Consider the following 13987-nt stretch of genomic DNA (forward strand, 5'->3'; position numbering starts at 1 on the left):
GCAATCTAGGGGGTCATCGCGGGCAGCGCGGGCAGGCCGATCGGCGTTTCTTCCGGAAGGGCGGCGCGGGCCCGGACGGCCAGCGGGTGGAGCACCTCGCGGAGGCGGGCCGTGCGCGCCTCGCCCAGGGCGGCCCAGGGTGCCGCGGCCAGGCGGTCGGTGCTGTCCTCGATCTCGGCACGGGCGGCCAGGGCGACCTTGGTCGCGGCGCCAGACTCGTCGAGCCAGCCGCGGTCGCGCAGCCGGCCGGCGGCGGCCGTCCACTCCTCGTCGGTCCAGCCGCGGGCCGGCTGCAGGTAGTCGCGCCGCTGGTCGATCGCCGCCCGCCAGACGCCGGCCTCGGCGCCGTCCAGGCCGGCCACCAGCAGGGCCGCGACGTGGCCGTCACCGCGGTGCTCCCGCAGGATCGTCGCGGCCTGCCACAGGACGCCCAGCGCGTCGTCAGGCCACGGGAGGGCGGCGTTCGCGGCGGCCAGGGCGCGGCCGGCGGTCGGCACCGCCTCGGCCGCCGCGCGGAGCAGGTCGGCGGCCTCGTCGACCGGGCCGGCACCGTCGAAGAGCGGCGACAGCGACGCGCGGGCGCCGGCCAGCCGCGCCGCCAGCGCCTCCGCGGGGGTGGCGCGCGACCACACGTCCGGCAGCGCGCGGGTCACCATCGCCGGTGCGAAACCGAAGAACAGCGCGGTCACGGGTGCCGCGTCGACCGGGCCGAGCGGGGCCGCCCGGCCCGCGAAGTAGCCACGCCAGTAGCCGCGCAGGTTGGCCGCTTCGAAAGCCGCGCGGGCCTGCGGCGTGAAGTAGGTGACCCCGTGAATCGGCTCGAACAGCGTCCACATCGTGCGCGGCAGCGAGTCCATGCCGCGACGCTACCGGCGGCGCGAGACGCGAGGAAGACACGCCCTAACGGACGACGCGGTAGCGCAGGTGGGTCACGCCCGGTGCGTCGACGACCCGCAGCTTCTCCAGTGTGGCGGCGGGCACCTGGTCGAAGAGCCGGACACCGCCGCCGAGCAGCAGCGGCACGACGTGCAGTTGGATCTCGTCGAGCAGGCCCAGCCGCAGGCACTCGCGCACCGGGCTCGCGCCCATCAGGCTCACGTAGCGGTCACCGGCCGCCGCCGAAGCCTGTGCCACGGCGGTCGAGATGTCGTCGGTGAACGTGTAGGCGCTCTCGCCGACCGGCACCGACGACGGTGGCCGGTGGGTCAGCACGAACACCGGCACCCCGGGCACGGGACCGTTGCCGCCCCACGCGCCGGCGATGTCGTACGTCCGCCGCCCGGTGATCACGGCCCCGCCGGAGTCGACCAGCTCGCCGAACACCTCGGCGCTGGCCCGCGACAGCCGGAACGGCGGCACCCGGACCCCGCGCGCGGCCGCCTCCTCGTACGCCCGGATCGGTGTCTCGCCGTCGAAGTACCACCGGAACAGGCCCTCTCCGCCCGCGCCGAGCGGGTTCTGCGGCCCGTCGCCCGCGCCGGCGACAAACCCGTCCAGCGACACCGTCAGATCCACGATCACCTTGGCCATCCCGACCCGCCTCCCTCTCTCGAAGGCGACGTCGGAGCCGGCATCAGGATGCGGACACGAGGCGGGCGTACACGTCGCCGGAGCGGCCCGTGGGACGGACCTCGCCGAGCAGGGCGACCAACTCCCCCGCCGTCATCCACTGCGACCGGGCCCAGCGCATGGTCTCCACCGGCGAGTAGTTGTATTCGTAGCCGCCCAGCGACTCCACCTGACCCAGCACCGCGAGCCCGGCCTCGTGCGCCATCGGGAGATATTCGAAACTCAGCGCGCGTACGGGTCGCGACAGCCCCGCCAGCACGTCCGCCTCGAAACCCTCCACGTCGATTTTGCAGAACGCCGGCTCGCCGTACTCCTTGATCATGTCGTCGAGGGTCGTGACCCGGACCTCGACCGTGCGGTCCCAGCGGACCTTGGCGAAGCTGCGGTCCGTGGCGACCGTGTCGCGCCAGGTCGTCGAGAGTGTCGAGACCGTGGGCGTCGCGGTGGAGAGCGCGAGTTGTGCCGTGCCGGGTGCGGCGCCGACCGCGATGGGGGCGATCACCACCTGGTCGTCGCGGCCGAAGAACGCGCGCAGGACCCGCAGGCAGTCGGGCTGCGGCTCGACCGCGATCACCCGGGCGCCGAGCTTGCGCCAGGCCCGGACCCGGCTGCCGACGTGCGCGCCGATGTCGAACGCGACGTCGCCAGGGCCGAGGAACTGGCCGTAGAAGCGGACGAGCCGCCGGTGCCGACCGGGCTGGCCGTGATAGATAACCAACGATCGGGCGATTCCCCACGCTCGGGTCAGCATGCAGCGACCCTAGCTGAACTACTCTCGCCCAAACGCCGTAGTCACTCGCGGAGGCACGGGACAGGAGATCAGTCATGAGCGAGCGAAGCGAGCGCAGCCAGCTCAGTTGCCGGCAGTCTCGCTCTGCCGACCGAAGGGAGGCAGCGGCGTGACTGCTGCCGACGCGACGGCGGCGCGCGTGGAACGCGCGACCGGCAACCAAGCCCAGCTTGCCCGATATTTCGTTTGGATCGGACTTGCCTGCAATGTGGCGATCGTCGAGATCCTGTTCTTCACGGGCGATCCGGCGAAGAACGACCTGATCGGCATCGCCAAGTTCATCGCCCTGCATGCCGCGCTGCTGATGATGCTCCAACTGCTGCTCGTGGCCCGGCTGCCGTGGCTCGACACCTGGATCGGCGCCGACAAGCTGACCGCCTGGCACCGCTGGACCGGGTTCGCCCTGTTCTGGGCGGTGGTGCTGCACGCGAGCTTCATCCTGGTGGGGTACGCCCGCCTCAGCGACATCTCCGTCTTCGCGCAGATCGACGTGTTCCTCGGGATCTTCCCGACGCTGCTCGGCATGCTCGCGGTCTCGCTGATCGTGATCGTGGTGGCGCTGTCGGTGCGGTTCGCCCGGCGCCGGCTCTCCTACGAGCTGTGGCACGCGATCCACGTCATCCTCTACGTCGCCGTCGCGCTGGCCGTGCTGCACCAGCTCTACGAGGGCAGCACGTTCCGGGCCAACGCGCTGACCACCGCGTACTGGTGGGGGCTCTGGGGTCTGGTGATCGTGTCCCTGCTGCACGGTCGGCTGGTCACGCCGCTGCTCCGCAACGCCCGGCACAAGCTGCGGGTGGCCGCGGTCGTGCCGGAGTCGCCCACCGTGACCTCGGTGTACGTGACCGGGCGCGACCTGGCCGGGATCGAGGCGCGGGCCGGGCAGTTCTTCATCTGGCGCTTCCTGACCAAGGGACGGTGGTGGCAGGCCAACCCGTTCTCGATCTCCTCGACGCCGGACGGTGAGGTGCTCCGGCTGACGGCGCGGGCGGTCGGGAAGACCAGCGCGGGCCTGCGCGACCTGCCGGTCGGTTCCAGGGTCTTCGTCGAGGGGCCGTACGGCGCGTTCACCACGCTGCACCGCACCCGCGACGCGACGCTGCTGATCGCGGGCGGGGTCGGGATCACGCCGATCCGCTCGCTGCTGGGCGAGCTCGACGGGCCGGTGACGGTGCTCTACCGGGTGCCGACCGAGGCCGACGCGGTGCTGCTCTCGGAGCTGGGGCACTACGTGACCAACGCCGGCGTGACCGTGCACCTGCTGACCGGCCGCACCGGCGCCGGGCTGCCGCCCAACTTCCCGTTCGCGCCGGCCAACCTCACGGCGATGGTGCCGGACATCAGAGAGCGTGACGTGTACGTGTGTGGCCCGCCCGCGATGACCGACACCGTGCTGAAGGCGCTGAAGGAGATCGGCGTGCCGAAGCGCCAGGTGCACGCGGAACGGTTCGCGCTGGCGGGCGACTAGCGGATCGTGGCCGAGCCCAGGACGACGTCGCCGCCGGCGTCTGGGCGGTAGGCCACGACGGCCTGGCCCGGTGCCACTCCCCTGGCCGGGGTGCGCAGCGACGCGACCAGCGCGCCGTCGGCCATGGTGACCACGCCGGGCAGTGGCGTGCCGTGCGCGCGCAGCTGCACCTCGCACTCGACCGGGCCGTCCGGCAACGGGCCGCCGGTCCACACCGGACGCTCACCGGTCACCGTGGACACTTCGAGCGCCTCGGCCGGGCCGACCGTCACCGTGTTGGTCACCGGCGTGATCGACAGGACGTAGCGCGGCTTGCCGTCGGGCGCCGGCACGCCGATGTTGAGGCCGCGGCGTTGGCCGACCGTGTAGGCGTAGGCGCCCGCGTGCGAGCCGACCACCGCGCCGGTCAGCGCGTCGACGATGTCACCGGGCTCCTCGCCCAACCGTTGGGACAGGAAGCCGCGGGTGTCGCCGTCGGCGATGAAGCAGATGTCGTGCGAGTCGGGCTTGTCCGCGACGGACAGGCCGCGCGCCGCCGCCTCCTCGCGCACCTGGGCCTTGGTCGAGTCGCCGAGCGGGAACATCGACCGGTCGAGTTGCTCGCGGGTGAGCACGGCCAGCACGTACGACTGGTCCTTGGCCAGGTCGACACTGCGCCGCAGCAGACCGTCGGCGCCGAGCCGGGCGTGGTGGCCGGTGACCACCGCGTCGAAGCCGAGCGCGATCGCCCGGTCCAGCACCGCGGCGAACTTGATCTTCTCGTTGCAGCGCAGGCACGGGTTCGGGGTGCGGCCCGCGGCGTACTCCGCGACGAAGTCGTCGACGACGTCCTCGTGGAACCGGTCGGCCATGTCCCACACGTAGAACGGGATGCCGATCACGTCGGCCGCGCGTCGGGCGTCACGGGAGTCTTCCAGCGTGCAGCAGCCCCGCGCGCCGGACCGGTAGGTCTGCGGGTTGCGGGACAGCGCCAGGTGCACGCCGGTGACGTCGTGCCCGGCCGCCGCGGCGCGTGCGGCCGCGACGGCGGAGTCGACTCCGCCGGACATCGCTGCGAGAACCCTCACGGCAGCAAGGGTACGCGTCGGCTCACCGCGACGACTTGATCATGCCGGCTCGGCGGGCCCGCTCCACCGCGGCGGGCAGGGCGGCGACCAGCGCGTCGACGTCGGCCTGGGTCGAGGTGTGGCCCAGGGTGAAGCGCAGCGACGAGCGCGCCCGGGCGTCGTCGTTGCCCATCGCGAGCAGCACGTGTGACGGCTGTGCGACGCCGGCCGAGCAGGCCGAACCCGTCGAGCAGGCCACGCCCTGCGCGTCCAGCAGCAGCAGCAGCGCGTCGCCCTCGCAGCCGGGGAACGAGAAGTGCGCGTTGCTGGGCAGCCGGTCGACCGGGTCGCCGTTGTAGATCACGTCCGGCACGGCCGCGCGTACGCCCTCGACGAGGGAGTCGCGGAGGGCGGCGACGCGGGCCGCGTACTCCCGCTGGGTCTTGACGCTCGTCTCCACCGCGACCGCGAAAGCGACGATCCCGGGCGCGTCGAGCGTGCCCGAGCGGACGTCGCGCTCCTGGCCGCCGCCGTGCGACAAGGGCGTGACGGTGACGTCGCGGCCGAGCAGCAGCGCGCCGACGCCGACCGGGCCGCCGAGCTTGTGTCCGGTGAGCGTGAGCGCGGCGGCGCCGCTCGCGGCGAAGTCGACCGGGACCTGGCCGACGGCCTGCACGGCGTCGGTGTGGAACGGCACCTTGGCGGCGGCGGACAGGGCGGCGAGGTCGGCCACCGGCTGGAGCGTGCCCACCTCGTTGTTGGCCCACATGGCGGTGACCACGGCGACGTCGTCGTCGAGCGCCTCGGCCAGCGCGGCGGGGTCGAGCCGGCCGGCCGCGTCGACCGGCAGCCAGGTCGCGACGGCGCCCTCGTGCCGGACCAGCCATTCGACCGAGTCGAGGACGGCGTGGTGTTCGACCGAGCTGGCGATCACCCGGACCCGCCCCGGCCGCTCGGCGCGCCGCGCCCAGAAGATGCCCTTGACGGCGAGGTTGTCGGCTTCGGTGCCGCCGCCCGTGAAGATCACCTCAGAGGGCCGGGCGCCGAGGGCGGCCGCGATCCGCTCGCGGGACTCCTCGACGTGCCGGCGCGCGCAGCGCCCCGCGGCGTGCAGCGATGAAGGGTTGCCGACCTCCCGTGCCGTGGCGGCGTAGGCCTCGATGGCCTCGTCGAGCATCGGCGTGGTGGCGGCGTGATCCAGGTATGCCATCACGGTTCAGCGTAGCCCCGTGCGGTCCTTACGTGAGGAAGGGACCCTTGCCGAGGCAAGGATCCCTTCCCGGTCGGGTCACTTACGCTTGCGGATCTCTTCGGCTGCCTGGGGTACGACCTTGAACAGGTCGCCGACGATGCCGTAGTCGGCCAGCTCGAAGATCGGTGCCTCGGCGTCCTTGTTGACCGCCACGATGGTCTTCGAGGTCTGCATGCCGGCCCGGTGCTGGATGGCGCCGGAGATGCCCAGTGCGATGTAGAGCTGCGGTGAGACGGTCTTGCCGGTCTGCCCGACCTGGAACTGGTGCGGGTAGAAACCGGAGTCGACCGCGGCCCGGGACGCGCCGACGGCGCCGCCGAGCAGGTCGGCCAGCTCCTCGACCAGCTTGAAGTTGTCGCCGCTGCCGACACCACGACCGCCGGAGACCACCACCGAGGCCTCGGTCAGCTCGGGGCGCGAGCCCTTCTGCTCGGTGACCCGGTCGACGACCTTGGCCAGGGTGTCCGCCGCGCCGAGGCTGACCTGCAGCTCCTCGACGGCCGGCGTCGCGGCCTGCGGGGCGGGCGTGAGCGAGTTCGGGCGGACGGTGGCGATCGGGATGCCCCGGGTGACCTTCGACTGGACGATGACCTGGCCGGCGAACGCCGGCTGGGTCGCGGTGCCGTCCGCGGTGAGCGCGATCGCGTCGGTGAGCAGGCCGTTGTCGAGCTTGACGGCCAGCCGGCCGGCGATCTCCTTGCCCTCCTGGGTGGACGGCAGCAGCACCGCCGCGGGCTGCACCCGGCGGACCAGCTCGGCCAGGGCGGTCGCCTTCGGCGCCACCAGGTGGCCGTCGATGTCGGCGCTCTCACCGGCGTAGACCTTCTCGGCGCCGTACTCGCCGAGCTTGTCGACCATCGCGGCGGTGGCGCCGGCGGCGCCGAACACGACCGCGGACGGCGACCCGATCTGCCTCGCCAGGGTCAGCAGCTCGAGGGTGACCTTCTTGACCGTGAAGTCGCGGGTGGCCTCGACCAGGACCAGAACCTCAGCCATGACTGTGCCTCCCTCTCAGACGAACTTCTCGGACGACAGGAACTCGACCAGCGCGACGCCGCCGTTGCCGTCGTCGGTGACCCGCTGGCCACCCTGCCGCGGCGGGCGCTTCGCGTGCTCGACCACCTGCGACGACGCGCCGGCGAAACCCACCTCGGCGGCGTCGATGCCCAGATCGGCCAGCGCCAGAGTCTGCACCGGCTTCTTCTTGGCGGCCATGATCCCCTTGAACGACGGGTAGCGGGGCTCGTTGATCGTGTCCCACACGCTGACGACCGCCGGGGTGTTCGCGGTGACGACCTCGTACCCCTCCTCGGTCTGCCGTTCGATCGTGAGCGTGCCGCCCTCGACGGTCAGCTTCCGCGCGCCGGTCAACGCCGCCACGCCCATCCGCTCCGCGATCATGTGCGGCATCACCTGCACACGGCCGTCGGTCGACTCCGCACCCGCGATCACCAGATCCGGGTTGAGCGTCCCGAGCGCCGCCGCGAGGACCTTCGACGTGGCCAGGGCGCACGAGCCGTGCAGGGCGTCGTCGATGACGTGGACGGCCTTGTCCGGACCCATCGACAGCGCCTTGCGGATCGACTCCGCCGCACGCTCCGGACCCATCGTGAGGATCGTGACCTCGCCGCCGTGCGCCTCCTGGATCTTCAACGCCTCCTCGATGGCGTACTCGTCCATCTCGTTGATGACGTTGTTGGCCGACTGACGTTCGACCGTGTTGTCGCCAGACAGACTGCGCTCCGAGCCGGAGTCAGGCACCTGCTTGACGAGGACGACGATATTCATCGCGTTTCGACGACCCTCCTGGTTGGTTAACGAGCGTTTAGGTCGCAGCCTGCCGGGCGGGCGAACACCCGGTCAATCGCGGGGCGGTGTGGAGTTGCCCACCTGACACCCAGCGCTAACTTACCCGCCAGTAGCTTCCCGTCCGCAGAGCATCAGCGTGACACGGCTCACGCCGGTCACGCGAGCGCGGCACGCACCTTGGCCAGGACGGCTGCTTCGGTCGCGTTGACACCGTGGCTCGCCTCGGCCGCCCGCTGCGCCGCGGACAGCACCGCGTCGCGGTAGTTCTCGACCTCGTCGGGCGCCTTCGCGCGCAGGATGGCGAGCGACTGCGACAGCGCCGGCAGCACCTCGGCCTCGACCCGGCCCGGGTCCTTGCGCGGGAACTTCGGCAGGCCGCCGCTGGTCAGCACGTCACGGGCCAGGCCGCGGGCGCCGGTGAACGCGCCGGACGCCGCGACGCTCTCGCGCACCATCGCCAGGAACCCGGGCTCCGCGTTGGAGACGAGATAGACAACCCCGAAGGCGGCGCGCTTGAGGGTCGCCCGCTCGTTGTCGGTCAGCTCAGCCACGATCACGGATGGTAGACGTAGGGCGTGGTCGTGGTGACCGCCACGAACCCCAACCGCTCCAGGATCGGCCGGCTGTCGGCGGAGGCGTCGACCTGGAGGAGCGTGTAGCCGTTGGCCTCGGCCAGCCGGGCCCGGTGCGCGACCAGGGCGCGGTAGATGCCGCGGCGCCGGTACGCCGGCAGCGTCGAACCGCCCCACAGCGTGGCGAACGCCGTGCCGGGAACGAATCTCACCCACCCGGCGCTGACCACCTCGCGCGTGTCGGCGTCCTCGGCGACGGTCACCGCCAGGTCGGTCGGGTGTGCGGCGAGCTCGTCGTGGAGCATGTCGGCGATCCAGCTCCGGTCGTCGCCCCAGACCGCCTCCTCCATCCGCGCGATGCGGTCGAAGTCGGCGCGGTCGGTGACGTCGCGGAGGCGTACGCCCGTCGGCAGCACCGGCAGCGCGGCCGCCAGCGGCGCGACCGGGCCGATCACGACGGTCTCCTGCTCCTCCGGGGCGAAGCCGTGTGCCTCGAGCCGCTCGGCGAGATCCTTGGGCTCGTCGTGGCCGTGCAGCTTCCACTCGACCCGCTCGCCGCGGTCGCGGAAGTGGTCGACCTGCCGGGCGATCAGGGCGTCCAGCTCGGCTCCGTCGAGGCCGCCGAGGTCCTGGTAGACGACGTAGCCGCCGCCCATCATCGCGGACGCGCGCTTGAGCGGGCCGTCGTGCTCGACGGTCACCCCCGGCAGCTCCGGATCGTAGGCGCGGAGCTGGCTGTCGTAGGCGGCCCGTAGGGCGGCGACGTCGAGTTCGGTCACCCGATCAGGTTATGAGGTTCTGTCGACCGATAATCGAAGCGTGATCAAGCGGTGGTTCGACACCCAGGACGTGGGTGAGACGCCGGACTACCGGTTTTCGCTGGCCAACGAGCGCACGTTCCTGGCCTGGATCCGGACCGCGTTGGCGCTGGTCGCGGGCGGTCTGGCGGTGGCGCAGTTCCTGCCCGTGCTCGGGATCGCCCACCTGCGTGAGGTGATCGCGGTGGCGTTGCTGGTGCTCGGCGGTTTCGTGGCGTTGCGCGCCGTCGACCACTGGGCGCGGGCCGAGCGGGCAATGCGGCAACGCCGTGACCTGCCGCCGTCGCGCTTCCCGGCGATCTTGTCCATCCTGGTCGCTCTCGGCGCGTTGCTGCTGGTGGCGGCGGTGTTGGTGCAGGCCGCCCGTGGCTGAGCCCGTCGAGTCCTCGGAGTTCCGCGTCGCGGACACCGGCGTGGCGTGGATCCGCACCCGGTTCGCCTGGGGGCGCACCGTCTTGGCGCTGTCGGTGACGGCGGTGCTCGCGGCCCGGTTCGGTGTGCGGCACGGCACACTGGGCGCCGTGTTCGCGGCCATCGCCATCGCCGGCTGGGGCCTGGGCGGGCTCTGGGTGCTGGGCCGCGTCCGGCAGCTCTCGGGCCACTCGCGACCGGTGTCGGCGGCGACGCCGCGGGTCCTGCTGATCGCGGCGTTGATCGTCCCCGCCTACTCGATTCTCGGCTTGCTGATGCTTTTCGCACTTTGACAACCGTTTTGGCAACGGTACGGGGTGGCCGCGACTGGTGCGGACGGTCCATCATGTCCGCATGGCGCGCCTCTACGGACTTCTCTTCGTGGCCCAGCTCGTGCTGGCAGTGGCTGCGTTGATCAGCTGCCTGTCCGCCGACGAGGGTGAGATCCGCGCACTACCGCGCATCGTCTGGGTGCTCGTCATCCTGTTCTTCCCGCTGGTCGGCGGCATCGCGTGGTTCGTCGCGGGCCGGCCCGAGCAGCGCTCGGCGGGCGACGGCGCGCGGTGGCGGCCCGGCGCCGGGTTTCCCGAGCACCAACGGCCGCGCCCGACGGCGCCCGACGACGACCCCGAGTTCCTCAAGTCGATCAACGACCAGCAGCGCACCTCGGACGCTGAGCTGTTCGAGCGCTGGGAGGCCGACCTGCGGCGGCGCGAGGAAGACCTACGCCAGGAAAAGGACGACCCGCCTCGCGGGTGACCAGCGCCGGCGGCCGACGGTCGGCCGAAGGCAGAGGGAGGACGCGGCCCCCCGTTGGCCGCGTCAACCCCCCTCCGGCGGCCGATTGCGCGCAGGGCGGTGCGGCCGGTGCCTACTGTGCAAGGCCGGTGTTGGATCTGCGTTGGCTGAACCAGCAAGGGATGGCGTTCGTGCGCTAACGTGAGTAACCGTCTTTGCCATGGTAACAACGGGAGATGCCATGCGGTTCGAGGTTCTGGGCTCGCTGCGGGTGCTGCGCGGGGAAGCCGATCCGGTCGTGCTCGCCGCACGCCAACACCGTGTGGTGCTCGCCAACCTACTGGTCGAGGCCAACCACTCGGTGTCGGTCGCGGTGCTCGCCGAGGCGCTGTGGGACAAGAGCGCCGGCGACGAGAGCCGGCGCGGCGCGCTCCGGGTGCTGATCCACCACCTGCGCAAGGCGCTGGGCGACGAGGTGCTGCGCCGCACGCCGGCCGGCTATCTGCTCGCGGTCGCTCCGGGGCAGCTCGACGCCGACACGTTCGGCAACCTGGCGATCCGGGCGGGCCAGCTGCGGGCCGACGGGCAGTCCGAGGAGGCGCGGCGGGCGTTGCGCAAGGCGCTCGGGCTGTGGCGCGGTGCGGCGGCATACGAGGGCGACGACTACGGCGACCGGGTGCGGGCCGAGGCGGCCCGGCTGCACGAGCTGCGGCTCGCCGCCTACGAGGACTGCTTCGACCTGGAGCTGGAGCTCGGCCGCCACCGCGAGATCGGGCCCGAGGTCCGGGCGCTGGCCGAGCAGCACCCGCTGCGCGAGCGGCTCCAGGGCCAGCTCATGACGGCGCTGGCGCGGGCCGACCGGCGCGGCGAGGCGTTGGCCGCGTTCGAGCGCACGCGCCGGCTGCTGGCCGAGGAGCTGGGCGTCGACCCGGGCGACAACCTGCGCGACCTGCACCGCCGGATCCTGCGGGCGGCCGCGCACGAGCGCACCGCACCGGCCCAGCTGCCGCCGCCGGCGCGCACCTTCCTGGGCCGCGACGAGCCGCTGCGCCGGCTCGACGCGCTGGTCACCGCCGAGGGCGGCAACGGCCCGGTGGTGGTGGTCGTCTCGGGCATGGCCGGCGTCGGCAAGACCACGCTGGCCGTCCAATGGGGTCACCGGGCCCGCCGCCGGTTCACCGACGGCCAGCTCGCGATCGACCTCCGCGGCTGGGCGCAGACCAGCTCCCTGCGTCCGGTCGAGGTGATCGGCCGCTTCCTGACCGCGTTCGGCGTGCCGTCGTCGAGCACGCCCGCGGACCTCGACGAGGCGGTCCAGCTCTACCGCACGCTGACGGCCGACAAGCGCCTCCTGGTGCTGCTCGACAACGCGGAGCACGCCGACCAGGTGCGCCCGCTGCTGCCGGCGGGCCCGGGCAGCGTGACGCTGGTGACGAGCCGCAACCGCCTCGCGGGCCTGGTCGCGGTCGACGGCGCGATCGCGGTGCCGCTCGACGTGCTGGCGCCGACGACCTCGGCGGCACTGCTCGGCCGCCTGCTCGGCGCCGACGTCGTGGCCCGCGAGCCGGCCGCCGCAGCCGACCTGGCCGCGCTGGCGGGCCACCTCCCCCTCGCCCTGCGGATCGCCGCGGCCCAGGTCGACCCGGAGCTGCCGACGCCGATCGCGGCCTACAACCAGCGCCTCCGCGACGGCGACCGCCTGGCGGGCCTGGGCATCGAGCACGACGCGGCGGCCACGGTGTCGGCCGCGTTCGACCTGAGCTACGCGGCCCTGCCGGCGCCGGCCCAGCGGCTGTTCCGCCTGCTCGCCCTGGTGCCGGGCGCCGAGTTCGGCGCGGGCCTGGCGGCCGCCCTGGCCGACCTGGCCGACGTGGCACCGGCCCTCGACGCCCTGGTGGCGGCCAGCCTGGTCAACGAACGCGCCGCGGGCCGCTACGGCCTGCACGACCTGGTGGCCGAATACGCGCGGGGTCGCCTGACCGCCGACGAGCCCGACCACGCGCCGGCCCGCGACCGCCTGTTCGGCTACTACCTCGACCACGTCGACGCGGCCCGCCGCCTGGTCTACCCGGAGTTCTCCCGCCTGCCCGCGGCCAACGGGCAGCACGCCCGCATCCCGGCGCCGCGGACGCCCGCGGAACTACCTGACCCGACCGCCGAGCTGACGGCGACCTTCGCCGAGGCGGGTGACGCCGTCGACTGGATCACGGCCGAGCTGCCCCAGCTCGTGCCGGCGGTGGCCGCGGCGGCGGAGCAGGGTCCGCGGCACGCGGCGGTGCGGCTCGCCGACGCGCTGCGGCCGTTCCTCTGGTCGGCGGGCAGCCCGACCGACTGGCAGGCCATCGCGGAGGCGGCGCTGGCCGCGGCGGCGGCCGACGGCGACGAGATGGGCACCGCGTCCGCCGAGATCAGCCTGGGCGACCTGCACGCACAGCGATCCGACGCGCCCGCGGCGGAGCCGCACTACCTGCGCGCGCTCGCACTGGCCCGGTCCAGCCAGTGGCGCACCGGCGAGGGCGCGGTGATGGGCAACCTGGCCCTGCTGCACTGGCGCAGCGGCCGGCTGCTCGACGCGGTCGCGCTGTTCGAAGGCAGCATCGAGGTGGCGCAACGCAACGAGAACCCGACGGCCGAGGCCACGGTGCTGGGCAACCTGTCGGGCCTCTACTGGGCGCTGGGCCGGCTCGAGGAGTCGGCCAAGGTGCTGCAGCGCGGCCTCCGCCTCCATCGGGCCGCTGGCTGGCCGCAGGCGTCGGCGATCGCGTTCCTCGGCCTGGGCCTGATCCGGGCCGAGCAGGGCCGCTACAAGCAGGCGCGGCGCACGCTCAACGGCGCGCTGCGGATGGCGGTCCGGCACGCCAACCGCCGCACCGAGGGCGACATCCTCTGCGCGATCTCGCAGGTCCACGCCGCCTGCGGCGAGGGCGCCGAGGCGATGCGCACGGCCCGGCGAGCGGTCGAGATCGGCGTCGAGACGGAGCGCTCCCGCCTGCTGGCCGACTCGCACAAGGCGCTCGGTGTCGCGCACATCGCCAACGGCGACCTGGACCTGGCCGCCGACGCGCTGGACGAGGCGGTCCGCCTGGCGCGGCGCGCCAACTACCTGCACACGGAGGTCAGCGCGCTGGTCACGCTGGCCGACGTGCGTCAGGGGCAGGGCCGGCCGGAGGAGGCCAAGGAGTTGGCCGACGGCGCCCTGGAGCAGGCGCGGGCGTCGGGCTTCCGCATCCTGGAGGGCCGGGCCCTGTGGGTGCTCGCCAGCTGCGCCCACGACCTGGGCAACCGCCAGGTAGCGATCCGCGACGTCCGCAACGCCCTGCACATCTACCGCGAAACCGGCCACCGTCCGGGCATCGCGGCAGCCCTCCTCCTGCTGGGCGACGTGCTGGTCGAATGGGGCGACCTCGACGCGGGCCACGAGATGTGGCTCAAGGCCCGCGACCTCTACGCCGACCTCTCCTCCCCTCAACTGGTCACCGCCCAGTCGCGCCTGGTCGCGAGCTGAGCCGGGCCG

14 protein-coding genes are annotated in these 13987 nt (G+C 73.1%); 5 read left to right on the forward strand and 9 right to left on the reverse strand.

Annotated features, from left to right (window positions below; genetic code table 11):
- Window positions 1-5: 5 nt before the first annotated feature.
- From Air01nite_RS04555 to Air01nite_RS04565, 3 genes are read right to left on the reverse strand one after another with little or no spacing between them, the layout of a single operon-like run.
- Window positions 6-857, reverse strand: a complete 852-nt coding sequence (locus Air01nite_RS04555) for an SCO6745 family protein (RefSeq protein WP_425546837.1) — start codon at window positions 855-857, stop codon at window positions 6-8.
- A gap of 43 nt (window positions 858-900) precedes the next feature.
- Entirely contained in the window at window positions 901-1530 is a 630-nt protein-coding gene (locus Air01nite_RS04560; RefSeq protein WP_203700522.1) for a dihydrofolate reductase family protein, read from the reverse strand.
- 43 nt (window positions 1531-1573) lie between these two features.
- The gene (locus Air01nite_RS04565) at window positions 1574-2320 is read right to left on the reverse strand and encodes an FkbM family methyltransferase (RefSeq protein WP_203700523.1); all 747 of its coding nucleotides are present in this window, start codon (window positions 2318-2320) and stop codon (window positions 1574-1576) included.
- Window positions 2321-2468: 148 nt separating this feature from the next.
- On the opposite strand from Air01nite_RS04565, the gene Air01nite_RS04570 reads away from it, so the two are divergent.
- Window positions 2469-3827, forward strand: a complete 1359-nt coding sequence (locus Air01nite_RS04570; RefSeq protein ID WP_239090490.1) for a ferredoxin reductase family protein — start codon at window positions 2469-2471, stop codon at window positions 3825-3827.
- On the opposite strand, the gene mnmA is transcribed toward Air01nite_RS04570, so the two are convergent.
- The 6 genes from mnmA to Air01nite_RS04600 all read right to left on the reverse strand — a co-directional run bounded on the left by mnmA (window position 3824) and on the right by Air01nite_RS04600 (window position 9285).
- Entirely contained in the window at window positions 3824-4894 is a 1071-nt protein-coding gene (mnmA, locus tag Air01nite_RS04575) for a tRNA 2-thiouridine(34) synthase MnmA (protein ID WP_203700524.1), read from the reverse strand. The two genes, Air01nite_RS04570 and mnmA, sit on opposite strands and share 4 nt — an antisense overlap.
- A 22-nt stretch (window positions 4895-4916) precedes the next feature.
- Window positions 4917-6083: a cysteine desulfurase family protein gene (locus Air01nite_RS04580; protein WP_203700525.1), complete on the reverse strand. Its 1167-nt coding sequence runs from the start codon at window positions 6081-6083 to the stop codon at window positions 4917-4919.
- A 78-nt stretch (window positions 6084-6161) separates the two neighbouring features.
- Window positions 6162-7121, reverse strand: a complete 960-nt coding sequence (locus Air01nite_RS04585) for an electron transfer flavoprotein subunit alpha/FixB family protein (protein ID WP_203700526.1) — start codon at window positions 7119-7121, stop codon at window positions 6162-6164.
- Between the two features lie 15 nt (window positions 7122-7136).
- A complete protein-coding gene (locus tag Air01nite_RS04590) occupies window positions 7137-7913 on the reverse strand; it encodes an electron transfer flavoprotein subunit beta/FixA family protein (protein WP_203700527.1) in 777 nt (258 codons plus the stop codon).
- A 176-nt stretch (window positions 7914-8089) separates the two neighbouring features.
- Entirely contained in the window at window positions 8090-8485 is a 396-nt protein-coding gene (locus Air01nite_RS04595; RefSeq protein ID WP_373310310.1) for a hypothetical protein, read from the reverse strand.
- Between the two features lie 2 nt (window positions 8486-8487).
- A complete protein-coding gene (locus tag Air01nite_RS04600; protein WP_203700528.1) occupies window positions 8488-9285 on the reverse strand; it encodes a GNAT family N-acetyltransferase in 798 nt (265 codons plus the stop codon).
- A gap of 40 nt (window positions 9286-9325) precedes the next feature.
- Here Air01nite_RS04600 and Air01nite_RS04605 point away from each other — a divergent pair, with 40 nt between their 5' ends.
- From Air01nite_RS04605 to Air01nite_RS04620, 4 genes are all read left to right on the forward strand, one after another.
- A complete protein-coding gene (locus tag Air01nite_RS04605) occupies window positions 9326-9697 on the forward strand; it encodes a YidH family protein (protein WP_203700529.1) in 372 nt (123 codons plus the stop codon).
- Complete coding sequence (locus tag Air01nite_RS04610; RefSeq protein WP_203700530.1) at window positions 9690-10028, forward strand: hypothetical protein; 339 nt, start codon at window positions 9690-9692, stop codon at window positions 10026-10028. Before Air01nite_RS04605 ends, Air01nite_RS04610 begins: the two co-directional genes overlap by 8 nt.
- Before the next feature lie 61 nt (window positions 10029-10089).
- Entirely contained in the window at window positions 10090-10494 is a 405-nt protein-coding gene (locus Air01nite_RS04615; RefSeq protein ID WP_203700531.1) for a PLD nuclease N-terminal domain-containing protein, read from the forward strand.
- Window positions 10495-10714: 220 nt separating this feature from the next.
- Window positions 10715-13978, forward strand: a complete 3264-nt coding sequence (locus tag Air01nite_RS04620) for an AfsR/SARP family transcriptional regulator (protein WP_203700532.1) — start codon at window positions 10715-10717, stop codon at window positions 13976-13978.
- Window positions 13979-13987: the final 9 nt, after the last annotated feature.

Origin of the sequence: Asanoa iriomotensis, assembly GCF_016862515.1 — a bacterium.
Lineage (GTDB): Bacteria > Actinomycetota > Actinomycetes > Mycobacteriales > Micromonosporaceae > Asanoa > Asanoa iriomotensis.

Excerpts from the sequence above, each read along its gene's own strand:
- Air01nite_RS04555 (WP_425546837.1), bottom strand. The coding sequence starts at position 857 with ATGGACTCGCTGCCGCGCACGATGTGGACGCTGTTCGAGCCGATTCAC.
- Air01nite_RS04560 (WP_203700522.1), bottom strand. The coding sequence starts at position 1,530 with ATGGCCAAGGTGATCGTGGATCTGACGGTGTCGCTGGACGGGTTTGTC.
- Air01nite_RS04565 (WP_203700523.1), bottom strand. The coding sequence starts at position 2,320 with ATGCTGACCCGAGCGTGGGGAATCGCCCGATCGTTGGTTATCTATCAC.
- Air01nite_RS04580 (WP_203700525.1), bottom strand. The coding sequence starts at position 6,083 with ATGGCATACCTGGATCACGCCGCCACCACGCCGATGCTCGACGAGGCC.
- Air01nite_RS04585 (WP_203700526.1), bottom strand. The coding sequence starts at position 7,121 with ATGGCTGAGGTTCTGGTCCTGGTCGAGGCCACCCGCGACTTCACGGTC.
- Air01nite_RS04590 (WP_203700527.1), bottom strand. The coding sequence starts at position 7,913 with ATGAATATCGTCGTCCTCGTCAAGCAGGTGCCTGACTCCGGCTCGGAG.
- Air01nite_RS04615 (WP_203700531.1), top strand. The coding sequence starts at position 10,090 with ATGGCGCGCCTCTACGGACTTCTCTTCGTGGCCCAGCTCGTGCTGGCA.
- Air01nite_RS04620 (WP_203700532.1), top strand. The coding sequence starts at position 10,715 with ATGCGGTTCGAGGTTCTGGGCTCGCTGCGGGTGCTGCGCGGGGAAGCC.